Genomic DNA, 23,492 nt, shown 5'->3' with positions numbered 1-23,492 from the left:
GTCCCGCAGCATAGCCCGCGCCGGTCGTCTCACGCCTTCAGCGGCTCCCACCAGGCGCGGTGGGCGCGGTACCAGGCCACCGTCTCCGCCAGCCCGTGGGCGAAGTCGCGTGCCGGCCGGTAGCCCAGCTCCTCCCGCGCGCGGGTCCAGTCCACCGAGTACCGCAGGTCGTGGCCCTTGCGGTCCTCGACGTACACCACCCTCTCCCACCCGGCGCCGCACGCCTCCAGCAGCAGCCCGGTCAGCTCCTTGTTCGTCAGCTCGGTGCCGCCGCCGATGTTGTACGTCCGGCCGGCGCGGCCCCGTGTGCGGACCAGCTCGACGCCCCGGCAGTGGTCCTCGACGTGCAGCCAGTCGCGGACGTTGGCGCCGTCCCCGTACAGAGGCACCGTCAGTCCGCTCATCAGCCGGGTCACGAAGTGCGGGACGACCTTCTCGGGGTGCTGGTAGGGGCCGTAGTTGTTGGAGCAGCGGGTGATGCGCACGTCCAGGCCATGGGTGCGGTGGTGGGCGCGGGCGAGCAGGTCCGCCGAGGCTTTGGAGGCGGCGTACGGCGAGTTGGGCGCCAGCGGTTCGTCCTCGTCCCAGGATCCGTGCGCGAGGGAGCCGTACACCTCGTCGGTGGAGACGTGGACGAAGGTGGAGATCCCGTGCCGTACCGCGCCCTCCAGCAGGATCTGGGTGCCGAGGGTGTTGGTGGTGACGAAGCCCGCGCCGCCCTCGATGGACCGGTCGACATGGGACTCGGCGGCGAAGTGCACCACCTGGTCGTGGTCGGCGAGCAGCCGGTCCACCAGGCCCGTGTCGCAGATGTCCCCGTGGACGAACGTGAAGCGCGGATCGGACCGTACGGGGTCGAGATTGGCCGGGTTGCCCGCATAGGTCAGTTTGTCGAGGACGGTGACCGACCCGACGGGCGGTGCGGACGCGTCCCGCGCTCCCGCGCCTGGCGGCGTGAGCAGCATCCGGACGTACGTCGAGCCGATGAAGCCGGCGCCGCCGGTGACCAGCACCTTCGGGGCCGTGCGGGACGAGGGCGAGGGGAACGTCATGCGGGAATCTCGACTTTGCTGTGATCGCCGATGACCAGCCGGTGGCCGGCCGGAGCGGCGGGTGCGGGGGCGACGACGGCCTCGCGGCCGATGAGGGACTCCTCGACACGGCGTACGCCCTCGATGCGGGCGCCGCCGAGCACGATCGAGTTCTCGATCTCGCTGTGCCGCAGCGAGCAGCCCGGCGCCACGGAGGTGTACGGGCCGACGAGGCAGCCGGTGACGGTGGTGCCCGCGCCGATCACGGCCGGGCCGGTGATCCGCGACCCCACGACCCGCGCGCCGCGCTCGACGACGACCGGGCCGATCAGCTCGGACTCGGCGTCGACGCTCCCTTCGACACGGGTGGTGAAGGTGTCGAGGACGGACCGGTTGGCCTCCAGCATGTCGGCGACGTTGCCGGTGTCCTTCCAGTAGCCGGTGATCCGCGTGGAGCGGAGATCGTGGCCCGTGTCGATGAGCCACTGGAGGGCGTCGGTGATCTCCAGTTCGCCGCGGGCCGAGGGGGCGATGGCCCGGACCGCCGCGTGGACGGCCGGCGTGAACAGGTAGACGCCGACGAGAGCGAGGTCACTGCGGGGGTGCGCCGGCTTCTCCTCCAGGGCGACCACCCGGCCGTCGGCACCCAGTTCCGCGACACCGAAGGCCGTGGGATCGGGAACGCGGGTCAGCAGGATGCGCGCGTCGGGTCGCTCCCGGCGGAACTCCTCGACCAGCGCGGTGATCCCGCCGACGATGAAGTTGTCGCCGAGGTACATGACGAAGTCGTCGTCGCCCAGCCAGTCCCGGGCGATCAGCACGGCGTGGGCGAGACCCAGCGGCGCCGCCTGGGGAAGGTAGGTGACGCGCAGCCCGAACCGGGAGCCGTCCCCGACGGCGGCCCGGATCTCGTCGGCGGTGGCGCCCACGACGACCCCCACCTCGGTGATCCCGGCCGCGGCGATGGCTTCCAGACCGTAGAAGAGCACCGGCTTGTTGGCCACCGGCAGCAGCTGCTTCGCCGAGGTGTGGGTGATGGGCCGCAGCCGGGTACCACTGCCTCCCGCGAGGACCAGAGCTTTCACGCGACGACTCCCGCTGTGAGGGCTGTGAGGGCTGTGAGGGGCGGACGGGGGTTCACGGCAGCGGGTGCGGCCGGGCGGTGTGGACGGAGTCGCCCACCGGGCGGCCGGTGCGCGCCTCGGCGGTGTCCAGCCGGTGGGTGTTCCAGGTGAAGGCGTGGCCCTCGGCCATCCGCAGCGCCTGGTAGCCGGCCGGGACGACCTTCACCGCGGCCCAGCCCATCTCCCGCAGCCCTGCGGGCAGTCGGGCGCTGAGGTCGACGGCGAGCGGGTCGGCCCCGTCGGCCACGAGCGCGCCGACGATGTCCGGCGTGCCGACGGCGGCCGCGGTGCGGGGCGGCCGCTCCTCGGTGAAACCGGCGATCCACTCGGTGACCTGGTCGAAACCCGCCCGGGACGCGACATGGCGCAGCCGGTCGTCGTCGTCCCGGATGGCGGCCGGGTCCGGGGCCGTGCCCAGACCGTGCCGGTCCCAGGAGTTGAGCAGCACCGAGCGGATCTGCAGCGCCTCCTGCAGTGCTCCGAGCATGCTCCACCAGGGGTCGTCGGTGGCGTTGCAGCCGACGGTCGCCAGCGGGTGCGCACCGGTGCGGTCGACGACCACACCCACGGTGCACACGATGCCCGGCAGCCCGGTCGGCAGATCGGCGAGGACCGGCTCCAGCCCTGCCCGTTCGGCCTTCGCGAGCAGCGCCACGAGGTTGCGGCGCCGGGTGCCGGCCCGCCCCCCGGCCGGCCCGTCCAAGGCCCCGGCCGGTCCGTCCGGCCCGCCGTCCTGTGGGCGTACCCGGGTGAGGCGCAGCCGACGCTCCCAGGCGACGAGCAGGGCGTCCCGTTCGACCGTCTCCAGCAGTCCGGCACGCAGCGCCATGTCGTGGCCGTGGCCCGCCGCGGCCCCCGACGGACTGGGGTCGAAGTCCTCGCCGTCGGCGCCCGGGTACGGATAGTCCACGAGCGGGGCCGGTACGAGGATCTCGGCGTCGTCGCGGAGCCGGCGGGCCGGGTACCAGTCCAGGACCCGGTCCGCGGCCCGGGGACGGCCCAGCGCGACACGCGGGTTGTCGAACGGCAGGGCCCGGTCGCCCAGTTCGCGCAGGGTGGCGCGGACCACCGGGCCGGCCGGTCCGGGGACGGGCGGGAAGAGGGCGTAGCGTTCGACGGCCTCGCCGACGCCGCGCGGCAGCGCGTCGGTGCGGGAGTGACCGTACGCCCCGATCACGCAGGGGTCGAGCGCCCGGCCGCCGGGCACGGCCGGGGCCGTCGGCGGGGTGATCCGCACCAGGACGCGCCACAGCAGGTCGGCCGGCGCGGCCGGCGGCATGGCCTCGAACCGCTCGGCCAGCCCGTGCGAGCGGTCCAGGGTCGCCAGGAAGTCGATCACGAGCGGCCCCCGGCGCCGGGGGCGGTTCCGGGCCCGCGGAAGAACGGCAGGGACGGCGCGTCCGGGGTGAGGGCGGCGTTCAGCGCGAGCAGGGCGCCCGCGCCGCCCGTGGCGAGGTCGGTGGAGATCCGCATGGACTCGTGCCCCAGGAACGCCGTGCCGTCGCCGTGGCACACCGCCTGCAGCTCGAAGTCCCGCACGTGGCGGAGCACCGGGTCGTCGGCACCGGCCCGCGCCGGAGCCGGCTGCCCCGGCTCGCCGCTCATGTGGAGCAGCGCCAGCGCCGTGCCCGCACGGCCGTGGAACAGCCCGGTCTGGGGCACGAACTGGTGGGCGGCCGACTCCCGGATCGCGTCCCGGGCGCGGGCCAGCCGGGCGTCGGGACGGTGGGCGAGGAAGTCGTGCAGCACCATGCCCGAGCCGCCGCAGCCCGTCGCCAGCAGGGGCATCCGGCCGGGCGCCTCCTCCGGGAAGTGGCCGTCGGTCCAGCCGAGGTGGCGCAGCTCCCGGTCCAGGGCCTCGTGCGCGCGGTCGAGCAGGGCGTGGTCGCCGGTCTCCTCGTACAGCCGCAGCAGGAACAGGGCGCGGCCGGCCGGGCCGCGGAGAAGACCGAACCGGGCCTTGCCGTCGGGGAGGCCGTCGGGGGCTTCGGCGAGGTGCCCGGCGAGCCGTACCGCCCGGTCCAGCAGGGCGTCCTCGCCGGTGCGCCCGGCGAAGTGCAGCAGCGTCAGGCCGATCCCGGCGGCGCCGCCGAGCAGGGTGTCGTCGGTGGCCCACGGCCCGGCGGGCTCCTCGTCGAGCCGGGTCTCGACGCGGGCGAGCAGCTCCCGCGCGTCGTCCGGGCGCCCGATGCGGTCCAGCGCGAAGGCGATGCCGCTCAGCCCGGTCCAGAAGCCGGGCCCGGGCCGGTCGAGGGCCCGCGCGGAGCGGGTCAGCCAGTCGGTGAGTTCCGCCGGGACGGGCGTGCCGGCCGCGGCCAGCGACCAGAGCACACCGGCCGCTCCGTAGGCCAGGTTCACGCCGCCCTCGGGCGTGACGAACTGCTCCGGGTCGCCCGGGAAGAGCCGGTCGTCGCGCCCGGGCGTGGCGGTGGTCAGCGCCGCGTGGGCGATCCGGGCGCGCAGCGCGGGCCAGTCGGCCCGGCTCGGCGGCCAGGTGCCTGTGCCGCCGGTCTCCCCGGTGTGCGGCTCGGTGCCGAGGTCGCGGTGGACGGCGTCGGCGTATCCGTCGGGCACCGGGAAGTGCCGGACGACGGCGGAGACGAGGTGGTCGGTCTTCTCCGGCCCCCAGCGCATGACCGCGGGCAGCGGAACGAAGACCGCGAGCCGCAGACAGCCCAGCGCGTACCGGTCGATGGCGCGCCCGGAGTAGCCGTCCGGGGCGGTGAAGCCGATCGCGCCCATGGTCTGCCGGGTCGCGGACTCCACGGGGCCGGCCGTCTCGAAGTCGATGAAGGTGACGGTGTCGTCGGGCCGGACGAGGATGTTGGAGGGGTGGAGGTCGCCGAAGACGACGCCGCGTTCGTGCAGGGCGGTGACGCCCCGTTCGATGTGGCCGAGGATCCGGCAGGCCCACTCGGTGTACGCGGCGTACTCCTCCGGGGAGCGGCTGCCGCGGGCGAGCGGGTTGCGCCGGATCATCTCCCGGGCGAGCGGCTCGCCCTCCACGTACTCCCTGACCAGGAAGTAGTGTTCGCGGCCCTTGCGGAAGTCGACGAGCTCCGGGACGCAGTCGAGTCCGGCCAGCCGCGTGAGGGCCCAGTGCTCCTTGCGCTGCCGCTCGACGGCGTCGTCGCCGTCGACGAGCCCGGCGAGCGGGCGTGCCTCGCGCAGCAGGACGTCGGCGCCGGTGCGGGTGTCCGTGCCCCGGTAGACGCCACCACCGTTGGAGAAGTGCACGGCGGCGGTGACCCGGAAGGGGAAGTCCTCCAGCGTGCCCGAGTTGCGGGCGGCGACCGCGTCGGCCAGGCAGTCGGGGATCGTCACCCACGGCGGCGGCCGGAAGCCCGGGCCGCGGTGGTCGGGCACGAGCCGGCCCTCGGGGTCCTTGATGCAGTGCACCAGTTCACCGGACTCCGTCCGCACGGTCTGCAGGACGAACCCGCCGTAGCGCACGTACAGGGGGCCGGACCGCCACCTCAGGTCGCTGAGGATGTACGGGCCCTCCTCGCCGTCCAGCAGGTCGCCCAGCTCCCGCAGGATCAGCGCGAGGTGCTCCTCGTCCAGCGGGTAGAGGGTCAGGAACTTGCCGCTGGCGCTGCGGTCGCCGTACTTGCCGTTGCGCTGCTCCAGTACAGCGGGCGAGCGGATGAACTTGAACGTGATCCCGCCCGCCAGGCAGTACTTCCAAGTGGTCTCGAGGATCCGCTCGGCGTTCTCGGGAGTCGCCGAGACATGGATCTTCCAGCCCTGTTCGGGTATCCGCACGCCCGGTGGCGTGAAGCCGATCCACTCGGTGTCGCCGCCGCGCGTCCAGCCCTCGGGCAGCTCCTCGCCCGCGAGGGCGAAGTTCCCCTCGGCCGGGTTCGTGGTGGTCGGCAGATCGAAGTACGGGCTGCCGGGCGGGCAGAAGTGAAGGTGCCTGCCAACGTCCATAGCTCTTGACCAATCCCCCTGGGTGAAACGGTGCCGCGCCGTCGGGCACGGCCGTGTGCGCGGCCGGCGGCGGGCCGGCCGGTGTTGCGCGCCGGCGGTCGGGTCGGGAGCGCGGGTCCGGCGCGCGATCAGCGCCAGTACGGCTCGGCGTAGTTCAGGTACAGCCACTCCCAGACGGGGCGGCTGCCGGCGTCGACGTAGGCCATCCCCGCCTCCTCGGCCGGGGCGGCCGCCGTGCGCAGCGGGAACCTCGACACGGCCATCGGGAACTTCTCGCCCTCCCGGACCGGCACGAACGCCGACAGCGGCGCGGTGCCGGGCTCGGCGCGACCGGACGCGACCGTCCCCGCGCCGACGTCGGTGCGCAGGACCACGCCCCGCCGCTCCAGCCGGACCTCGGAGCCCTCGCCGACGGCCGCCAGGTCGGCGGACTCCGCGAGGACGAGGTCGATCCGGCCGTTCTCCTGCACGAAACCGCCCACCACGGTGTACGGCACGCGGACGAGGAGCAGGAGCGCGGCGGCGGCCAGGCCCGCGAGGACCGTGACCGTGGCCCGCCGCCACCGCGCGGCGCCGGCGCGGCGCGCCTCGCCCAGCAGCCGGCCGCCGCCGGTCCAGGCCCGCTGCAGCAGATAGGAGAGTGCCGTGGCCATGACGGCCGCGCCGACGAGCCCGAGGCTCTGCACGACGTCCGACCAGAGGGTGAGCGCGACGCCCACCAGGTAGAGCGGGAAGACCATGCAGGCCAGACCGAAGGGCACCGCCCAGGACAGCTGCGGGAGTTCCCGGGCGTACCGGCCGCCGAAGAGCACCCTGGCGACGAACCTGCGGGCGTCGGTCATGGCCCGGTCGCGCAGGTGCGAGATGTCCAGGTGGCTCATCAGCGCCAGGTATCCGTCGAGTTTGACGAGCGGTACGAAATTGAGGATGCCGGTGACGTAGGTCGAGACGGTGAACACCACCATCCCGTCGTGCAGGGCCGATCCGGCGCCGCCCGAGCCGACCGCGAGCGCCGCGAGGGAGACCGCTCCGGCTACCACCGTCTGGGTCACGATGCCGGCCAGGGCGACCCGGGTGCGCTGTTCCTTGCGGGGCAGCCGCCAGCCGTCCGACACGTCGCAGAAGAACGCTGGCGACATGTAGAAGAGCATCACGCCCATCCGGCTGGGCCGCCCGCCGTAGTACGTGAGGACCGCGCCGTGGCCCAGTTCGTGCAGCGCCGTGGTGGCGACCGTCGCGGCCATCACCCCGACCAGGACGGCGAACGGCATGGGCCGCCCGAGCGCCTCGGCCAGGGTGGGCGCCTGGAGTGCCAGGGCCAGCAGCCCGCCGAGGGCCACGAGTACGGCGAGGACGGCGGCGGCCCGGTTCGCCAGCAGCCGGATGAGCGGGGTCAGCGCGGTCATCAGCCGCTGCGGCTTCACCACGGTGAACTGCAGCGTCATGGGCGGTACGTACTTGAACCAGGGGCCGCTGCGGCGACGCACCGTGCCGTCGTCCAGCAGCCGCATCTTCTGCAGACTGCCGACGGCGGAGGCGACGTCGCGCTCGGTCCACGGCGCGCCCAGCTCCCGGACCAGGGCGGCCTGGTCGCGCACGCCGTCCATGGCGCGCAGCAGCCGGGCCATGTCGGCGCCGACGCGGATGTACTGCTGCTGACCCGACTGGACGATCCAGGGCTGGCCGTCCTCGACGGGCTCGTGCACCAGCACCTCGGGCGCCGGCCGGGGGCGCAGCGTCAGCTCCGCCGCGAGCGCCTCGGACGGCCCCTCGGTCCGTTTGCGGCCGCGTCTCGTCCAGCCGGTCAGCGTGGTCACTTGATGTCCCGGGACACGAGGAGTCGGCGGGCCACGAACCCGGCGAGCGCCAGCCAGCCCGCGATGACCAGCAGGGCGAGCGGGATCGACAGCATCTCGGGCTTGCCGTCGCGGTAGACGGCGCCCATGGCGATGCCCATGGTGAACCTGCCGACCGAGGGCAGCAGCCGGAACAGCGTCTCGTCGACGAAGAGCGTCACGACCAGGACGGCCGTCACGGTCGCGGCCTGGTTGCGGATGATCCAGCCGAGCAGCACGCCCCACGGCGCGGCCAGCGCGACCACGGCGAACACCCCGACGAGGGTGAGCGTCGCCTCCCGGGACCACATGGGCTCGATCCCGAACATCTCGAAGAAGGCCCACAGCGACAGCGGCGCGAGCGCGGCCGTCACCAGGGCGAACACCACGCCCATGGCCGAGCCTACGAGGGTCTTCGCCACCAGCAGCCGGGTGCGTCCGCCGCTCAGCAGCACCGAGCGGTTGATGGCCCCGGAGCCGTACTCCCGGCTCACGAAGACCGCTCCGAACAGCACGGTGGCCAGCAGCACGGAGAACCAGGAGCGGACCAGCTCGGCGGTGGCCGCGGCGGCGTCGGTCGCGCCCTCGTCGAGCTGCTGGTCGGCCACGGCGGCGGCGCCGCTCGCTCCCAGCAGGCCGAGGAACACCCCGAGCGCGGCCATGATCCACCAGGTCCGGCCGCTCCAGGCCTTCAGCCACTCGGCCTTGAGCACCTCACCCATGGACGGCCCCTTCCGCTGCCGGGCCGGCGCCTGTGCCGACCAATTCGAAGAAACGTTCCTCCAGGCCGCCCTCGCCGCCCGCCAGCAGCTCCTCGATGGGACCGCTGTAGCGCAGCGTGCGCTGGATCACCACCACGTCGTCCACCGTCTGCTCGACCTCCGCGAGCTGATGGCTGGAGAGCAGGATGGTGCGCCCCTCGTCCGCGAGCGAGCGCAGGAACGTCCGCAGCCAGCGGATGCCGTCCGGGTCCAGGCCGTTGGCCGGCTCGTCCAGGACCAGCAGCTCGGGGTCGGCCAGCAGCGCGACCGCGAGCGCGTGCCGCTGCCGCATGCCCTGCGAGTAACCCTTGATCCCCCGGTCCGCGCTGCCGGTCAGCCCCACCTGGTCCAGGACCTCGTCCACCCGGCGCGCGGGCAGACCCAGCATCCGGGCCCAGATCATCAGGTCGCGCCGGCCGCTCGTACCGGGAATCGGCGCGATGCCGTCCATGCTCACACCCACCCGGCGGGCGGCGTCGGGCAGTTCGGCGTAGGGCCTGCCGAAGACGGTGGCGGTGCCGGACGTCGGCCGGGACAGGCCCAGCAGCATCCGCAGCGACGTGGTCTTGCCGGCTCCGTTGCGGCCGAGCAGCCCCACGATGCGGCCCGGCCGGACCTCGAACGACACGTCCTCCACCGCGGTGACCTCACCGAACCGCTTGGTCAGGCCGTGGAAAGCGGCCGCCGCGGCGGCGCTCACCGCTGCTCCGCGCGCCTGTTGGCGTTCATCTGGTACGCGCAGATGAAGATGAAGGCGGCCGAGCCACCGATCAGCACCCACTGCGCCGCTCCGGTGAGGGCGGTGCCGAGGGGCATGATGACCATCGCGAGCAGCGCCGTCATCATCGCGAGCGACTTGTTCGACGGATACCGCGATCCGGTGTTCGACATGTGCTTCTCCTTTTCCTGCGGGTTGTTCCAGGTGTGCGAACGTCCGGTCCCGGACGGCCGGGACGAACCGGCCGGACCGGGACCGGACTTCACCACGGGTCACACCGCGAGGGGCTCACACCCCTCGGGGCATCAGGTGGCCGCGGTGACGCTCAGCGCGCCGACGGCGATGCTGAACATCAGGCCGTCCTTGAAGCCGGTGTAGAACCCCGGGGCCTCCATGGCCTCGAGCTCCTGCATACCCAGCTCCAGGGCGGGAGCGGCGTTATCCTTCAGGTCGAAGCCCGTCATGGGCTCGTTGACCGCCTGCATAGCGATACCTCTTCTCCGTTTGGCAGTGGGAAGACTGGCGGATACGGCGGCCGGCTCCCGGGTCGCGGCCAGGCGGCCCGGGAGACGGCCTCACGGCATCAGGTGATGGCCGCGCCGCTGACGGCGACGTAGACGCTGCCGTAGGCGATCGCGCTGGTCACCACGGTGCCCGTGCCGAAGCCGGCCCACGTGGCCCAACCCGGGGCCTCCATGGCCTCGAGCTCCTGCATACCGAGCTCCAGAGCCGGCACGGCCGACTCCTGCGAGAAGTCGACGACTCCCTGCATGGTGTTTCCCTCCCTTTGGTAAGTGAGAATTTCCTTCTGTGTTCCCCCCGTCCGCGCGTCGTGGCCACGACGCGCGGACCGGAAGTCTGTGGGGCGGGCTCCGTCAGCGGACGGCGCCCGCCGGTACGGGGGCCGGGCGGACCGCTCCTTCGAGCAGGGCCCGGACGTCGTCCGCCGTGAGCCCGCCGAGCATCGGCAGTCCGGCGCCCCAGGCCCGTACGGTCCTCGACGCCACCTCGCGCAGCGTGTCCGCGCCGGCGTCGACCCGGCGGTCCACCTGCCAGGCGTCGACCAGCGCGCCGATCCCGGCGGGCGGGTCCTCCGGCAGGGCGTCGGGAGCGGTGGCCCGCAGCAGCGACCAGATCCGGTGCAGCCGGCGGGCCGAACCCAGCCGCTGATCACCCGCGGCGATGGCCCGCCACAGCGGCTCCAGCAGCGCGGCGACCGCGGTCATCTTGCGCAGCCCGAGCGCCGAGGACAGCTCGTTGGCGAGGTACCAGCCCCTGGCGGCGTACCGGTTGCGGCCCAGATAGGTCCAGCGGAGCTGGGTCAGGCCGCTCACCTTGGCGATCTCCAGCCGGAGCCGGTCGCCGGGGCGGCCGCCCGCCCGCGTCACCTCACGCAGCTCGTGCCCGAGGACGGCCAGCCGGGTGGCCAGTGTCTCGGCGAGCGCGTCCTCGGTCGGCAGGTCCTGGTGGTCGCCCGCGTACATGCTGACCACCCGGAACAGCGCCTCCAGCACCCCTTCGGCGAGCAGCTCGTCCGGCAGGGTCGAGGTGGCCAGCGGGTCGAGCACGGCGACGTCGGGCTGCAGCGCGTCCCCGATGACCAGCCGCCTGCCGCGCGGGTACAGCAGGCAGGCGGCCGCGCTCAGTTCGGCGCCGGTGCCGACCGTGGTGGGGACGGCGACCAGCGGGAGACCGCGGCGGACCTCCGGCGGCAGCAGGACCAGTCCCCCGCGCTGGGGCACGGTGAGCCGGGCCCGAACCGCGGGGTCGCCCCGCAGCACGGCGGCCAGCTTGGCCCGGTCGAGCAGCGCTCCGCCGCCGACCGCGACGAGGAGTTCGGCACCGGCGAGCCGGTCCGCGAGGTCGATGACCCCTTCCACGTCACCCGGCCCCGAGGTGACGACGAACGTCGCCTCGCGCTGTGCGCCGCGCAGCACCGTGCGGACCCGGTCGGTGATCGGCCCGGCCTCGACGGCCGCGTCGACCAGCACCGTGACGGTCCGCTCCGGGCGGCTCTCGACCCACTCGGCGAGCCCGTCGGCGCCGAACAGCGTCAGCGTGGGGCAGTGCCAGCTGAGGCTCATCCGCCGGCTCCGCCCGCGAGGGCCGCCGGCGCGGGCGCCGTCCGGGCCGCGTGGGCGGTGAGCCCGGTCCGGACCCGGTCGAGCAGTTCGGTCAGCTCGTCCGGCGTGTACGTGAGGGCGGGGAAGAGCTGGATGCCGTGCGGTCCGGGGTGCACGATCGCGCCCGCCTCACGGATGGCGGCGATCACGGCCGGAACCTCGTCCTGCGGCAGCGGGAGCCCGTCGGGCCCGGCCAGGCGCAGGGCCCGGAAGCAGCCCGCGCCGGTGGTCTCCGTGACGTCGGGCCGCTCGGCGACCAGCCGGGCCAGCTCGGTGTCGAGGAGCGCCGACAGCCGCCGCCCGGCCGCGACCGCGTCGAGCCGCCGCATCTCGTCGATGGTGGCGAGGATCGCCGCGCAGGTCGCCGGGGTGCCGGCCTGGGTCTCGCCGTGCGCCAGGACGGCACCGGACTCGGTGAACACCCGGGCCACGTCGGTCGACACGACCACCGCGGCCGCCGCCATGGTGCCGTTCGTCAGCCCCTTGGACGTGACCAGCAGATCGGGCCGCGCGGGCCAGCGCTGGGACGCGAAGAACGAGCCGGTGCGGCCGAAACCGGTGGCGACCTCGTCCGCGACCAGCAGGAAGCCGTACTCGTCGCGCAGGCGCAGTAGTTCGGAGACGTACGCGTCGGTGAGCGGGATGGCGCCGCTGCCGAGGACCGGCTCGACCACCACGGCCGCGACCTGGTCGCCCTGGCGGCCCAGCAGCGTCGCCAGCTCGGCCGGGTCGTTCGGGGTGACGTGCCGGACCAGCCGCTGGTCGACGCCGTAGACCCCCTGCCCCAGGTCGTCGCCGGTGAGCGCGAAGCCGCCGTAGGTGAGCCCGTGGTAGCTGCCGCGCAGCCCCACGACCACCTTGCGCCGGGCGTCGCCGCGCAGGGTGTGGAAGAGGCGGGCGACCTTCATCACCAGGTCGTTGGCGGCGCCGCCGGAGGTGGAGAACAGCACCCGCCCGTAGGTGTCGCGGCCGCAGACACCGACGAGGGCGTCGGCGGCCCGGCGGGCGTAGTCGTTCTCGTACCGGAAGACGCTGAGGTACGAGGCGTCGCGCACGGCCGCCGCGACCGCGTCGGCGATGGCGCGGTTGCCGTAGCCGAGGTTGGTGTTCCACAGGCCGCTGCAGCCGCAGAGGAGTTCGCGCCCGTCCGCGAACCGGACGCGTACGCCCTCGGCGGAGACCGCGCAGAGCGCGTCGTCGCCCTGCTGCCCGGGGGCGAGCAGCGACGGCCACAGTGCGGCGGATGCCCGCTCGGTGCTCATCGGCGCCCCACCTCTGCTTCCTTCGTTTCCACTGCTTCCCATTCGGTTTCCAGGAGTACGGATTCGTGGTGCTCGGCGTGGGCGAGCGGGTGGCGGGCCCGCACGCGGAACCCCGCGGCGGCCAGTTCGGCCTCCAGCAGCCCGGCCGGCAGGCTGGCGACGGTCGACGTGCAGACGTGGACCGGGCCGTCCCCCGCCAGGTCGGCGGCGTGGAGGGTGACCGTGCGCGTACCGGCCGCCGGGGACCAGTACTCGTGCAGGTGGTACGCGCGGCCGGAAGCGCCCGTCACGTCCATGCGCACCTCGTGGCCGGCGTCCGGGCCGGAGCCTTCGGCGTCCCCGGGGACGTACGCGGTCGAGAGCAGGAACGCCCCGCCCGGCGCCAGGTGGTCGCGCACCGCCCGGTACAGCCCGGCCCTGCCCCGCTCGTCGAGCAGCGAGACCGACGTCGTGCCGAGGACGACCGAGCCGAACCGGCGGCCCAGCGCGAAGGACGTCATGTCCCCCCGCACCGTGGTGCACCGCCCGCGCAGCCGCTCGGGCGCCTCCTCCAGCCGGGCCGACAGCAGGTCCAGCATGGGCCCGTTGAGCTCCAGCGCGGTGACGTCCTTGCCGGCCGCGAGGAGCGGCATCGTCAGCCTTCCTGAGCCGGCGGCCAGTTCCAGGACCGGCCCCGGACGGCGGCGGACGAGAGCGAGCAGCTCGCGCACCTCGTGGGTGTCCTCGCGGCTGAGGTCGTCGTAGATCCGCGAGCCGGTCGCGTCGTAGACGCCGCACAGGACGACCCGGTCACCGAGTCCGGCCAGGATCTGCCCGGCGCGCCCAGGGACCGTACGGGGCGTCCCGCCGATCACCGCGCCCGCCACGGCCGGCGCCGTCACGGCGTGGCCGCGAGGGACTCCGGGGCGGCGGTGAGCCGCACGCCGGCCGTGGCGAAGAAGGTCTCGACCCGGGCCAGCGCCTCGCGGTCGGCACCGGCTCCGGCGTGCGCCGCGGCCGCCTCGGCCGAGCCGTGGACCAGCAGGGCTTCCGCCAGCTCGGCAGCGGCCCGGTCGACGGCGAAGAACCGGCCGGTCGGGGCGTGGTGCACGAAGGCCTTCTCGTCCGTCCACAGCAGCAGCGGGACGTCCACACCGGTGTGGTCGGCGTCGGCCGGGTCCGCGCCCCCGCCGCCCGTGCGCTCCGCGAGTGCCGGGGAGAGCCGGCCGCCGAAGCCGGAGACGCTCAGCCCCGTCGTGCCGCGCGAGCGGAGCTCGCGGACGGCGTCCAGCGCGGCCAGATGGCGGCCGAGCCAGGGCCGTGCGGTGAGTGCGGCGACCCGCTCCGCCTCGGGGACGGCCGCGCCGAGGGAGACCGCGCAGGGCCGCTCGCTCGCGGCGTTGAGCCTGATCCACTCGGCCTCGAGGGCGGCCATGCCGTCGGCGGTCGTACCGAGCGGCAGCCCGCCGGGGGCGAGCGTCACCTCTCCCGAGGCCCGCACGAAGAGCCTGGCCCGCGGACCGTCGCCGGCCGGGTCGGCGCCGAGCGCCGGAAGGTCACCGAGCCGGACGCCCGGGTGGGTCGCGAAGCTCGCGAACTGCCCGGTCTCGCGCGCCTTGTCGGCGTCCGCCAGGAAGGCGTCGAGGTCGGCGGCCTCGGTGAGCCTGATCAGCGTCGGGCCGATCACGGACATGTACTCGCTGGTGGCGTAGTCCTGGGTCTGGAGGAAGAAGGAGTCGCCGATGGACATCTCGTCGCCCGGCTCGGCCAGCGAGCCCTCGTAGGCGAGGACCAGCGGGCCGCCTTCCCCGTGCGGGCCCGGTGCGGTGCCGCCGTCACCGGGTACGAAGACGACGGTCCCCTCCGCGGTGAAGTCCGCGGCCAGTACCGCGTCGAGCCGGTCGGCGCTCTCCAGGACGACGGTCCCGGTCGCCGGTCCGTCCGCGGCCTCGTGCGCCCGGCCGGTACGGCCCGTCCCCCAGGACGCCAACCGGCGCTTCGCGTCGCCGAGCCGACTGCGTTCCATTTCCCCCGTGCCTTTCGTTTACGCGACAGCCGTCAGAATCGCTTTGAGGTCGGCCATGGCCGCCTGGTGGCCGTACAGGTTGAACACACCGGTCGTATTCAGCACGATCTCGTCCACTCCCGCCTCCTGGAATTCGGCGAACATTTCGCCGAGTTCCGCGGGATCCCCGTAGAGAAATGCGCGGCCGTCCACGAGCCGTTTGGCGCTGAGCGGGATGTCGTGCCGGTCCACGGCGATGCCCGCGCGGTGCAGCATGTCGATGTAGTGCGGTGCGGCGAGGTGGGGCGCGTTGCTCGCCCGGGCGAGTGCGGCCGGATCGCGGTCCGGCCCGCGCAGGGCCACCGGCACCATGGCGGTCAGCCGGGGCAGCGGCCGGCCGGCCTTCTCGGCGCCCTCCCGCATCGCGGGAATGATCGTGTCCTTCAGGTACGGCGCCGGGGTCAGCCAGGTGATCGCGGTGCCGGCCAGCTCGCCCGCGAGCCTCGCCATGCCCGGTCTCAGGACGCCGAGTCCCAGTTCCACGGCGGGAGCGGGGCTCGGCGGGAGACCACCGTGGCAGGAGAAGTACTCTCCCTCGATCTTTACGGTACCGCCGTCCAGCAGTCCTCGGACGATCGTCAGGTATTCCCGTGACGCGGTCAGCGGACTGGCGTAGGGCGAGCCCCGCAGGCTCTGCTGAAACGATTTTCCACCCGGCCCGAAGCCCGCCACCACCGGATGTCCGGTGGTCATGGCGAGCGAGCGGGCCTGCTGCGCCGCCTCGAACGGGTGCCGCAGCGGCATCAGCGTGACGCCGAGGCCCACCGGCACCCGGAATCCGGCACCGGCCGCGGCCGTGAAGCCATGAAAGGGATCGACGAGCATCGCCTGTCCCTGCCACAAACGCTCCGCGTGGGTCCAGTCCACCAGAGCGGCATACGGCAACAACTGTTCCGGTCTTCGTGGCAAGAAGGGAACAAGTACCGAATACTTGGTCATGATTCACCCTGTGACGCGCACACGCATGGTCAATGCGTGCGAGCAAAAATTCCCCGTGAGCCCGCCGGTGACAATGGGTACGCCATCACCGCGGGAGTGACGCCGATCCCCTGAGGGTTCCCGTTCGGCGTCGAGAACAACGTAGCCGTACCGTTCGGCTGTGGCTCCCCGTCGCGAGACTAGTTTCTCTCCCCTTCCCGCGACGGGGGATTCAGGCCGCCACCGCCCTGTTGGTATGGACCACCACCGCCAACTGCGCACGGTCGCGGCACTTCAATTTCCTCAGGACATTCGAGACATGGAACTTGACCGTACTGAGTTCCACACAAAGCCGGTCCGCTATCTCCGAGTTCGAGAGCCCCTGCCCCACCAATGCGGCCACATCGGACTCACGGGCGGTCAGCAGGCCGCTCCGGCCGCGGGCGGCCGGCTCGGACGCCCGGCCGGGTACCGGGCGGGGCGCCCGCTCGGGGCCGCCGGACAGCACCCAGCGGGCCAGCTCCGGGGAGATCCAGCCCCGTCCGTCGACCACCGCCTCCACGGCCGCCACGAGCCCGTCGTCCGAGTCGTCGCGGTCCACCACACCCATCACCCGGCCCTGTGCGGTGGAGCCCCAGATGCCGTCGCTCTCGCCGTTCACCACCGCGATAAGCCGTGAGCACGGCAGGAGTTCGTCCGGCAGCCGCCCCTCGGTCAGCTCGCAGGACTCCACGAGCGCGACATCGGCGGAGACGGGCGGCGCGGCCCTCAGCTCCGACGTGCGGATCACCCTCCAGCCGACCGCCGCGAGCGCCTTGCCGATCCTCCTGCTCAGCGAGTCGGTACGGACACCGAGAGCCACCGTGATCATCTTGCTACCTTCCCCCTACGCAACATGCACAGCACGGAGCGGCGAGCCACCCGCTGGTCCGGCGGGTGATCACCGTCACCTTTACTCTACCTTTGCGCGACCGAAAATCGCCTCCTCTCTTAAAGGAGATGAGGCCCGGTCGACGGCGGTTGACATCGCTCGCTCATTCCCTACACCCTGTAGGCGGCACCCCACTGCGGAGGTGCACTTCGGGGGAATTTCTGACTGGCCGTCATTGCGCGACGGGCCATTACACCCTCCTGACCAAGAGGGCTCCCCCAATGCATTTCCGCGTTCCCGGAGCAGCGCCGGGAACCAGAGCTTTGGGCGAGGGGCGAAGGGCCGGGGGTCAGGGGCGAGGGCACCGGCCGTGGCCGCGCCGGACGCGTGTCCGGGGCGACGCCCGCTCATGCCGACACATCGCGATCCGAGCGGGCCCTCCCGAACGCTCCCACCGACGAACGGAAGGAAGTGCTGATGCCCCGCATTTCCGTCATATGCCCTACGTACAACCGCGGCCGGGCCATCGTGTCCACTCTGGAGTCCGTCCGGGCCCAGTCCTTCACCGACTGGGAGATGCTCGTCGTCTCCGACGGCAGTGAGGACGACACCGACGACGTGGTGGCCGAAGTCGCCGCCGACGACAGCCGGATACGGCTGCTGCGCGTCCCGCACTTCGGCTTCCAGGCCGGGCCGACCAATGTCGCCCTGCCCCAGGTGAAGGGCGACGCCGTGGCCTACCTCGACCACGACGACATCTGGAAGCCCGGGCACCTCGCGCTCCTGGCCGCCGCGTTCGACGACGGGGCGGGCTTCGTCGCCACCCGCGCCCGGAAGGTCACCGCGACCGGTACGGTCACCTCGGTCGCCGACCCGCTGACGATGTGCTGGCACCCCGACCTCCAGCTGATGAACCCGCTGTTCGAGAACTCCTGCGCGGCCCACCTGGCCGGTCTCGCGGAGTCGGTGGGCGGCTGGCGCGAGTCCGAGGTCGGCCTGGAGGACTGGGACCTGTGGCTGCGGATGGCGGACGCGGGGGTCCGCTGTACGACGCTGCTCGACGTCACCGTCGACATGCTGGACGACCCCGGCACCCGGCAGCACAGCCTGCCCTGTGCCCATGACCACGAGATCGCCCGGTTCGAGGACGCCCGCGCGGCCCGCGCCGCCTTCCGCGCCCTCACCCACCCGCGCCACTACCGCGCGGGGCTCGACGCCAGCCGCCAGGACCTGCTGCGCTGGTACGGCTCGCTGGCCGATGCCGGCGAACTGGTCCTCCCGCGCGGCTGGGAGGGCGGCCCGGAGGCCCTGCCCGAGGCGATCGAGCGGCACATCGGCGCCGTCAAGCTGGCCTGGCACAACCTGATCATCGAGCCCAAGGACGGATACGTCGCGCTCGCCATGGTCCTCGGCACCATGACCGCCGCCCACGCGGAGCGCTACAGCGCCTACTTCCGCGCCACCATGGCCCACCAGCAGGCGTTCTTCGAGGACGTCCTGCCCGCGGGAAGCGTGGTGCGGTGACCCCGGCCACGCACCTGGACGACATCCACGGCGCGCTCGCCGCCGCCCGCCGGCGGATGTTCACCCGGACCGAACGAGTGCCCCTGGACGAGCTGACCGGCTGGGCCGGCGACCCACTCACCGGCACGCTCCGCCACCACCGGGGCGGCTTCTTCACCGTCGAGGGGCTCCGCGTGCGCCGCCCGGGCCATCCGGTCGCCGAATGGGCCCAGCCGATCATCAACCAGCAGGAGATCGGCATCCTCGGCATCCTCGTCAAGGAGTTCGACGGCGTGCCGCACTGCCTCATGCAGCTGAAGTCCGAACCGGGCAACCACAACGGCATCCAGATCTCCCCCACCGTGCAGGCCACCCGCAGCAACTACCTGGGGGTGCACGGCGGCCGGCCCGTCCCTTACCTGGAGCACTTCAGGGACTCGTCACGGCACCGGGTCATCACCGACGTGCGCCAGTCGGAACAGGGCTCGTGGTTCCTGCGCAAACGCAACCGGAACATGGTGATCCAGGTCAGTGACGAGGTCGAGGCGCTCGACGGCTACCTCTGGCTGACCTTCCCCCAGCTCCACCGGCTCCTCGCCGTGGACGACCTCGTCAACATGGACACGCGGTCGGTCCTGGCCTGCCTCCCGCTCACGGAGGGTGAGGAGACCGGCGCCGGCGGAACGGCGGACGGCGACACCGCGGACGGGCCGGCCGACGACTTCACCATCGCCCTCCTCCGCTCGTGCGACCCGGGCGCGCCCGCCCGCCACTCGACCGCGAGCATCCTCAGCTGGATCACCGACACCCGGATCCGCACCGACCTCGCCGTCGAGCCGGCTCCACTGAACCGACTGCCCGGCTGGCACCGCACCGCCGACGGCCGGATATCCCACGACGGCGGGCGGTTCTTCGACGTGATCGGCGTACGGGTGGAGGCGGCCGGCCGCGAGGTCGCGCACTGGGACCAGCCCATGATCGCCCCGTACGGCACCGGGATCGCCGCGCTCCTCGTCGCCCGCGTGGACGGAGTGCTGCACGTCCTCGTCCACCTGCGCCCGGAACCCGGGTACGTGGACGTCGTCGAACTCGCCCCGACGGTCGCCTGCGTCCCCGGGAACTACGACGTCCTGCCGCCCGGCGCCCGCCCGCCCCTGCTCGACGAGGTGCTGCGGGCGGACCCCTCGGACATCCGGTTCGACACCGTGCAGTCGGAGGAGGGCGGCCGCTTCCACCACGCGCGCAGCCGCCACCTCGTCGTCGAGACCCCGTACCGCCCGGAGCTCGCCGCCCACCCCGGCTTCCGCTGGATGACGCTGCACCAGCTCACCGGACTGCTGCGGCACAGCCACTACGTGAACATGGAGACCCGCAGCCTGCTCGCCTGCCTCCGCTCCCTCGCCACCGCGGCACCGGCCCCGGCCGGGGTGGCCCGATGACCACCGCCGCACCTCTCGTCACCGTCCTCGGCGCGTCCGGCTTCATCGGCTCGGCCGTCACCGCGCTGCTCGCCCGCCGGCCCGTCCGGCTGCGCGCGGTGGCGCGGCGCGCGCCCGACGTGCCGCCGCCCGCCGCACCGCCCCTTCCCGCCGCCGGGCCGTCCACCGCGGGGCCCGGCGGCACGGTGCAGCCCGACGTCCGGACGGCCGACCTCACCGACCGGGCCGCGCTCGCCGAAGCGGTGGCAGGCTCGGACGCGGTCATCCACCTCGTCACCCACCGCTCCGCCGGGGGCGACTGGCGCACCGCCGACGGCGACGCGGCCGCCGAGCGGACCAACGTCACCGTGATGCGCGATCTGGTCGAGCTCCTCGGCGCCGAGGGCAGGGTGCCCACGGTGCTCTTCGCGTCCACCATCGGCGCCGACGCCCCGGCGACCACTTATGAGCGGCAGAAGCGCACCGCCGAGCGGATCCTGCACACCGCGACGGCGAACGGGCACGTCCACGGACTGTCCCTGCGCCTGCCCACGGTCTTCGGCGATCCCGGTGCCTCGGTCACGGACCGGGGCATCGTCGCCGCCATGACCCGCCGGGCCCTGGCCGGCCTGCCGCTCACCATGTGGCACGACGGCACCGTCCGCCGCGATCTGCTGCACGTCGACGACGCGGCCCGCGCCTTCCTCGACGCCCTCGACCACGCCCCGGCCCTCGCCGGACGGGCCTGGCCGATCGGCAGCGACCGCAGCCGGCCGCTGGCCGAGGTGTTCCGGACCGTCGCGGAGTTCGTCGCCCGGCACACCGGGCGGCCCCCCGTCCCCGTCGAGGCGGTTCCGCCGCCCGCGGGCGCCACCCCCACGGACTTCGTCAGCGTCGACGTCGACTCGTCCGCCTTCCGCGCCGCCACCGGCTGGCGGCCGCACACGGACCTGCGGGACGCCCTGGAGCGGGCGCCGGCGGACACATTCAAGGAGCCCAAGGAGGGGAACCACCTGTGACCACCCATGTCTGGGACTACCTGCCCGAGTACGAGAAGGAGCGGGCGGACATCCTCGACGCCGTCGAGACGGTCTTCCGCTCCGGGCAGCTGATCCTCGGCGCGAGCGTGCGCGGCTTCGAGGAGGAGTTCGCCGCCCACCACGGCACCGGGCACTGTGTCGGCGTCGACAACGGCACCAACGCCATCAAGCTCGCCCTGCAGGCCCTCGGCGTCGGCCCCGGGGACGAGGTGATCACCGTCTCGAACACCGCGGCCCCGACCGTGGTCGCCATCGACGCCGTCGGCGCCACCCCGGTCTTCGTCGACGTCCGCGAGGACGACTTCCTCATGGACACCGAGCAGGTCGCCGCCGCGATCACCCCGCGCACCCGCTGTGTGATCCCGGTCCACCTGTACGGGCAGTGCGTCGACATGGACCCGCTGCGCCGCCTCGCCGACGAGCACGGACTGCTGATCCTGGAGGACTGCGCGCAGGCGCACGGCGCCCGGCACCGCGGCAGGCTCGCCGGGACGATGGGCGACGCGGCGGCGTTCTCCTTCTACCCGACGAAGGTGCTCGGCGCGTACGGCGACGGCGGCGCCGTCCTCACCGCGGACGAGGAGGTCGCGAAGCGGCTGCGCCGGCTGCGGTTCTACGGCATGGAGGACCGCTACTACGTCGTCGAGACACCCGGCCACAACAGCCGGCTCGACGAGGTCCAGGCGGAGATCCTGCGCCGCAAGCTGACCCGGCTGAACGCCTACACCGAGGGCCGCCGGGCCGTCGCCGCCCGGTACGCCGAGGGCCTCGCCGGCACCGGTCTCGTCCTGCCCCGCACCACGCCCGGCAACGAGCACGTGTACTACGTCTACGTCGTACGGCATCCCCGGCGGGACGACATCATCGCCGCCCTGAAGGACCGCGGCATCTCGCTCAACATCAGCTACCCCTGGCCGGTGCACACCATGAGCGGCTTCGCCCACCTGCCGCAGAAGGCCGGCTCCCTGCCGGTGACCGAGGCGCTGGCGGCCGAGATCTTCTCCCTGCCGATGTACCCGTCGCTGCCCGGGACGCTCCAGGACGAGGTCATCGACGCCGTCCGGGACGTCCTGGCGGACCTGGCATGAAGGCCCGCGAACTCGCCGTCGCCGGCGCCCTGGAGTTCACGCCCACCGCTTACCCGGACGAGCGCGGTCACTTCGTGTCCTCCTTCCAGGAGGGCGCCTTCGCCGCCACGTACGGCGCACCGCTGTTCCCCGTGGCGCAGGCCAGCTTCAGCAGCTCACGGCGCGGCGTGGTGCGGGGCGTCCACTTCACCGCGGGTGTGCCCGGCACCGCCAAGTACGTGACGTGTCCCAGCGGAGAGGCGCTGGACATCGTCGTGGACATCAGGGAGGGCTCGCCCACCTTCGGCCGCTGGGACGCGGTCCTGCTCGACCAGCGGGACTTCCGCGCCCTGTACCTGCCGCCCGGTGTCGGGCACGCCTTCGTCTCGCTGCGCGACGGCACCGTCATGTCCTATCTGCTCTCCGCCGAGTACGCCGCCGAGCGCGAGCTCGCCCTGTCGGTGTTCGACCCGGACCTGGCGCTGCCGATCCCGGCCGGGATCGACCCGGTCCTGTCCGCCCGCGACCGGGCGGCCGGCACCCTCGCCGAGGCCCGCGCGGCCGGGCTCCTCCCCTCGTACACCAGCTCCCAGGAATGAAGAGACCATGAGCAACTGCCGTATCTGCCAGGGCCCCGTCAAGGAGTTCCTCGACCTGGGCCGCCAGCCCCTGTCCGACGCCTTCCCCGAACCGGGCGGCACGGACGGGGAATTCTTCTTCCGGCTGGCGGTCGGGCTGTGCGGGGACTGCACCATGGTGCAGCTCGTCGAGGAGGTCCCGCGCGAGAGGATGTTCCGCGAGGACTACCCGTACCACTCGTCCGGCTCGTCGGTGATGCGCGCCCACTTCGAGGCGACCGCCCGGCGGTTCCTCGACGCCGAACTGACCGGCCCCGATCCCTTCGTCGTCGAGCTCGGCTGCAACGACGGCGTGATGCTGCGGACCATCAGCGACGCCGGGGTGCGGCACCTGGGCGTCGACCCGTCGGCCGGTGTGGCGGAGGTCGCCCGCGGGAAGGGCGTACGCGTCCGCACCGCGTTCTTCGAAGAGGCCACCGCGCTCGACATCGCGGCCACCGAGGGCCGGGCGGACGTCGTCTACGCCGCCAACACCCTCTGCCACATCCCGTATCTCGACTCGATCTTCCGCGGTCTGGACGCGCTGCTGAAGCCCGAGGGCGTCTTCGTCTTCGAGGACCCCTATCTGGGCGAGATCGTCGACCGGACGTCGTTCGACCAGATCTACGACGAGCACTTCTACTTCTTCACCGCCCGGTCCGTGCGGGCCATGGCACGCCGCTTCGGCTTCGAACTGGTCGATGTGGAGCGCCTCCCCGTGCACGGCGGCGAGGTGCGCTACACCGTCGCCCGGCAGGGCGCCCGCACCCCGTCGGACGCGGTGGCCGGGCTGCTCACGGAGGAGGAGGTCCGGCGGCTGGCCGACCCGGCCACGCTGGAGCGCTTCGCCGCCGCGGTCGGCCGCACCCGCGACGAGCTGGTCGCCCTCCTGGAACGGCTGCGGGACGAGGGCCGGCGGGTCGTGGCGTACGGGGCGACGGCGAAGAGCGCCACCGTCGCCAACTACTGCGGCCTCGGGCCGGAGTTGATCTCGTTCGTCACCGACACGACCCCGGCGAAGCAGAACCGGCTGACCCCCGGCTCACACATCCCCGTGCGCGGCCCCGAGGCCTTCTCGGCGCCCTACCCGGACTACGCGCTGCTGTTCGCCTGGAACCACGCCGAGGAGATCATGGCCAAGGAGGAGGGCTTCCGGGCGGCCGGCGGCCGGTGGATCCTGTACGTCCCGGACGTCCACCTGGTCTGACCCGGGCGTGGTGCGTGTAC

The 23,492-nt window shown here is 73.2% G+C and carries 22 protein-coding genes; 6 read left to right on the top strand and 16 right to left on the bottom strand.

Features of this window, described 5'->3' with window-relative positions:
* Positions 1–29: 29 nt before the first annotated feature.
* The 16 genes from rfbB to ACY34K_RS10175 form a co-directional block, all read right to left on the bottom strand.
* Positions 30–1,052 (bottom strand): dTDP-glucose 4,6-dehydratase, encoded by a 1,023-nt coding sequence (gene rfbB / locus ACY34K_RS10250; protein WP_462745824.1) that lies wholly within the window; start codon positions 1,050–1,052, stop codon positions 30–32.
* Positions 1,049–2,116, bottom strand: a complete 1,068-nt coding sequence (locus ACY34K_RS10245) for a glucose-1-phosphate thymidylyltransferase (RefSeq protein ID WP_462745823.1) — start codon at positions 2,114–2,116, stop codon at positions 1,049–1,051. The genes rfbB and ACY34K_RS10245 overlap by 4 nt, the downstream gene beginning before the upstream one ends.
* A 52-nt stretch (positions 2,117–2,168) precedes the next feature.
* Positions 2,169–3,494 (bottom strand): YcaO-like family protein, encoded by a 1,326-nt coding sequence (locus ACY34K_RS10240; RefSeq protein ID WP_462745822.1) that lies wholly within the window; start codon positions 3,492–3,494, stop codon positions 2,169–2,171.
* Positions 3,491–6,088, bottom strand: a complete 2,598-nt coding sequence (lanKC, locus tag ACY34K_RS10235; RefSeq protein WP_462745821.1) for a class III lanthionine synthetase LanKC — start codon at positions 6,086–6,088, stop codon at positions 3,491–3,493. Before lanKC ends, ACY34K_RS10240 begins: the two co-directional genes overlap by 4 nt.
* Before the next feature lie 128 nt (positions 6,089–6,216).
* The gene (mpaP, locus tag ACY34K_RS10230; protein WP_462745820.1) at positions 6,217–7,905 is read right to left on the bottom strand and encodes a daptide biosynthesis intramembrane metalloprotease; all 1,689 of its coding nucleotides are present in this window, start codon (positions 7,903–7,905) and stop codon (positions 6,217–6,219) included.
* Positions 7,902–8,645, bottom strand: a complete 744-nt coding sequence (locus tag ACY34K_RS10225) for an ABC transporter permease (RefSeq protein WP_462745819.1) — start codon at positions 8,643–8,645, stop codon at positions 7,902–7,904. Before ACY34K_RS10225 ends, mpaP begins: the two co-directional genes overlap by 4 nt.
* On the bottom strand, positions 8,638–9,384 hold the full coding sequence (locus ACY34K_RS10220) for an ABC transporter ATP-binding protein (RefSeq protein ID WP_462745818.1): 747 nt from the start codon (positions 9,382–9,384) through the stop codon (positions 8,638–8,640). The genes ACY34K_RS10225 and ACY34K_RS10220 overlap by 8 nt, the downstream gene beginning before the upstream one ends.
* Complete coding sequence (locus tag ACY34K_RS10215) at positions 9,381–9,575, bottom strand: hypothetical protein (protein WP_462745817.1); 195 nt, start codon at positions 9,573–9,575, stop codon at positions 9,381–9,383. Before ACY34K_RS10215 ends, ACY34K_RS10220 begins: the two co-directional genes overlap by 4 nt.
* A 132-nt stretch (positions 9,576–9,707) precedes the next feature.
* The gene (locus tag ACY34K_RS10210) at positions 9,708–9,887 is read right to left on the bottom strand and encodes a daptide-type RiPP (protein ID WP_462745816.1); all 180 of its coding nucleotides are present in this window, start codon (positions 9,885–9,887) and stop codon (positions 9,708–9,710) included.
* A gap of 98 nt (positions 9,888–9,985) precedes the next feature.
* Entirely contained in the window at positions 9,986–10,174 is a 189-nt protein-coding gene (locus ACY34K_RS10205; protein WP_462745815.1) for a daptide-type RiPP, read from the bottom strand.
* A gap of 103 nt (positions 10,175–10,277) precedes the next feature.
* Positions 10,278–11,486, bottom strand: a complete 1,209-nt coding sequence (mpaC, locus tag ACY34K_RS10200) for a daptide-type RiPP biosynthesis dehydogenase (protein ID WP_462745814.1) — start codon at positions 11,484–11,486, stop codon at positions 10,278–10,280.
* A complete protein-coding gene (mpaD, locus tag ACY34K_RS10195) occupies positions 11,483–12,787 on the bottom strand; it encodes a daptide-type RiPP biosynthesis aminotransferase (protein WP_462745813.1) in 1,305 nt (434 codons plus the stop codon). The genes mpaC and mpaD overlap by 4 nt, the downstream gene beginning before the upstream one ends.
* Complete coding sequence (gene mpaM, locus ACY34K_RS10190; RefSeq protein ID WP_462745812.1) at positions 12,784–13,668, bottom strand: daptide-type RiPP biosynthesis methyltransferase; 885 nt, start codon at positions 13,666–13,668, stop codon at positions 12,784–12,786. Before mpaM ends, mpaD begins: the two co-directional genes overlap by 4 nt.
* A complete protein-coding gene (gene mpaB / locus ACY34K_RS10185; RefSeq protein ID WP_462745811.1) occupies positions 13,665–14,792 on the bottom strand; it encodes a daptide biosynthesis RiPP recognition protein in 1,128 nt (375 codons plus the stop codon). Before mpaB ends, mpaM begins: the two co-directional genes overlap by 4 nt.
* Before the next feature lie 18 nt (positions 14,793–14,810).
* The gene (locus ACY34K_RS10180) at positions 14,811–15,770 is read right to left on the bottom strand and encodes an LLM class flavin-dependent oxidoreductase (RefSeq protein WP_462745810.1); all 960 of its coding nucleotides are present in this window, start codon (positions 15,768–15,770) and stop codon (positions 14,811–14,813) included.
* Positions 15,771–15,981: 211 nt separating this feature from the next.
* Entirely contained in the window at positions 15,982–16,620 is a 639-nt protein-coding gene (locus ACY34K_RS10175) for a helix-turn-helix transcriptional regulator (protein WP_462745809.1), read from the bottom strand.
* Positions 16,621–17,097: 477 nt separating this feature from the next.
* On the opposite strand from ACY34K_RS10175, the gene ACY34K_RS10170 reads away from it, so the two are divergent.
* Genes ACY34K_RS10170 through ACY34K_RS10145 form a run of 6 tightly spaced genes read left to right on the top strand, consistent with a single transcriptional unit; the run spans position 17,098 to position 23,472 of the window.
* Positions 17,098–18,144: a glycosyltransferase family 2 protein gene (locus tag ACY34K_RS10170; RefSeq protein WP_462745808.1), complete on the top strand. Its 1,047-nt coding sequence runs from the start codon at positions 17,098–17,100 to the stop codon at positions 18,142–18,144.
* Entirely contained in the window at positions 18,141–19,562 is a 1,422-nt protein-coding gene (locus ACY34K_RS10165) for an NDP-hexose 2,3-dehydratase family protein (protein ID WP_462745807.1), read from the top strand. The genes ACY34K_RS10170 and ACY34K_RS10165 overlap by 4 nt, the downstream gene beginning before the upstream one ends.
* Positions 19,559–20,560: an NAD-dependent epimerase/dehydratase family protein gene (locus ACY34K_RS10160; RefSeq protein WP_462745806.1), complete on the top strand. Its 1,002-nt coding sequence runs from the start codon at positions 19,559–19,561 to the stop codon at positions 20,558–20,560. Before ACY34K_RS10165 ends, ACY34K_RS10160 begins: the two co-directional genes overlap by 4 nt.
* Positions 20,557–21,669, top strand: a complete 1,113-nt coding sequence (locus tag ACY34K_RS10155; RefSeq protein ID WP_462745805.1) for a DegT/DnrJ/EryC1/StrS family aminotransferase — start codon at positions 20,557–20,559, stop codon at positions 21,667–21,669. Before ACY34K_RS10160 ends, ACY34K_RS10155 begins: the two co-directional genes overlap by 4 nt.
* Positions 21,666–22,247, top strand: a complete 582-nt coding sequence (locus ACY34K_RS10150) for a dTDP-4-dehydrorhamnose 3,5-epimerase family protein (RefSeq protein ID WP_462745804.1) — start codon at positions 21,666–21,668, stop codon at positions 22,245–22,247. The genes ACY34K_RS10155 and ACY34K_RS10150 overlap by 4 nt, the downstream gene beginning before the upstream one ends.
* Positions 22,248–22,254: 7 nt before the next feature.
* Positions 22,255–23,472 (top strand): methyltransferase domain-containing protein, encoded by a 1,218-nt coding sequence (locus ACY34K_RS10145; RefSeq protein WP_462745803.1) that lies wholly within the window; start codon positions 22,255–22,257, stop codon positions 23,470–23,472.
* The last annotated feature ends 20 nt before the right edge of the window (positions 23,473–23,492 follow it).

The organism is Streptomyces sp. STAM6 (genome assembly GCF_054963715.1).
The sequence above is the reverse complement of the archived record's forward strand: the minus strand, read 5'-3'. Positions and strand labels throughout refer to the sequence as shown.

Bases quoted from the DNA above. Each gene is read 5' to 3' on its own strand.
- ACY34K_RS10145 (WP_462745803.1), top strand. From the start codon at position 22,255: ATGAGCAACTGCCGTATCTGCCAGGGCCCCGTCAAGGAGTTCCTCGAC.
- ACY34K_RS10170 (WP_462745808.1), top strand. From the start codon at position 17,098: ATGCCCCGCATTTCCGTCATATGCCCTACGTACAACCGCGGCCGGGCC.
- ACY34K_RS10225 (WP_462745819.1), bottom strand. From the start codon at position 8,645: ATGGGTGAGGTGCTCAAGGCCGAGTGGCTGAAGGCCTGGAGCGGCCGG.
- ACY34K_RS10160 (WP_462745806.1), top strand. From the start codon at position 19,559: ATGACCACCGCCGCACCTCTCGTCACCGTCCTCGGCGCGTCCGGCTTC.
- ACY34K_RS10180 (WP_462745810.1), bottom strand. From the start codon at position 15,770: ATGACCAAGTATTCGGTACTTGTTCCCTTCTTGCCACGAAGACCGGAA.
- ACY34K_RS10150 (WP_462745804.1), top strand. From the start codon at position 21,666: ATGAAGGCCCGCGAACTCGCCGTCGCCGGCGCCCTGGAGTTCACGCCC.
- ACY34K_RS10210 (WP_462745816.1), bottom strand. From the start codon at position 9,887: ATGCAGGCGGTCAACGAGCCCATGACGGGCTTCGACCTGAAGGATAAC.
- mpaC (WP_462745814.1), bottom strand. From the start codon at position 11,486: ATGAGCCTCAGCTGGCACTGCCCCACGCTGACGCTGTTCGGCGCCGAC.
- rfbB (WP_462745824.1), bottom strand. From the start codon at position 1,052: ATGACGTTCCCCTCGCCCTCGTCCCGCACGGCCCCGAAGGTGCTGGTC.
- mpaB (WP_462745811.1), bottom strand. From the start codon at position 14,792: ATGGAACGCAGTCGGCTCGGCGACGCGAAGCGCCGGTTGGCGTCCTGG.
- ACY34K_RS10205 (WP_462745815.1), bottom strand. From the start codon at position 10,174: ATGCAGGGAGTCGTCGACTTCTCGCAGGAGTCGGCCGTGCCGGCTCTG.
- lanKC (WP_462745821.1), bottom strand. From the start codon at position 6,088: ATGGACGTTGGCAGGCACCTTCACTTCTGCCCGCCCGGCAGCCCGTAC.
- mpaD (WP_462745813.1), bottom strand. From the start codon at position 12,787: ATGAGCACCGAGCGGGCATCCGCCGCACTGTGGCCGTCGCTGCTCGCC.
- ACY34K_RS10175 (WP_462745809.1), bottom strand. From the start codon at position 16,620: ATGATCACGGTGGCTCTCGGTGTCCGTACCGACTCGCTGAGCAGGAGG.
- ACY34K_RS10215 (WP_462745817.1), bottom strand. From the start codon at position 9,575: ATGTCGAACACCGGATCGCGGTATCCGTCGAACAAGTCGCTCGCGATG.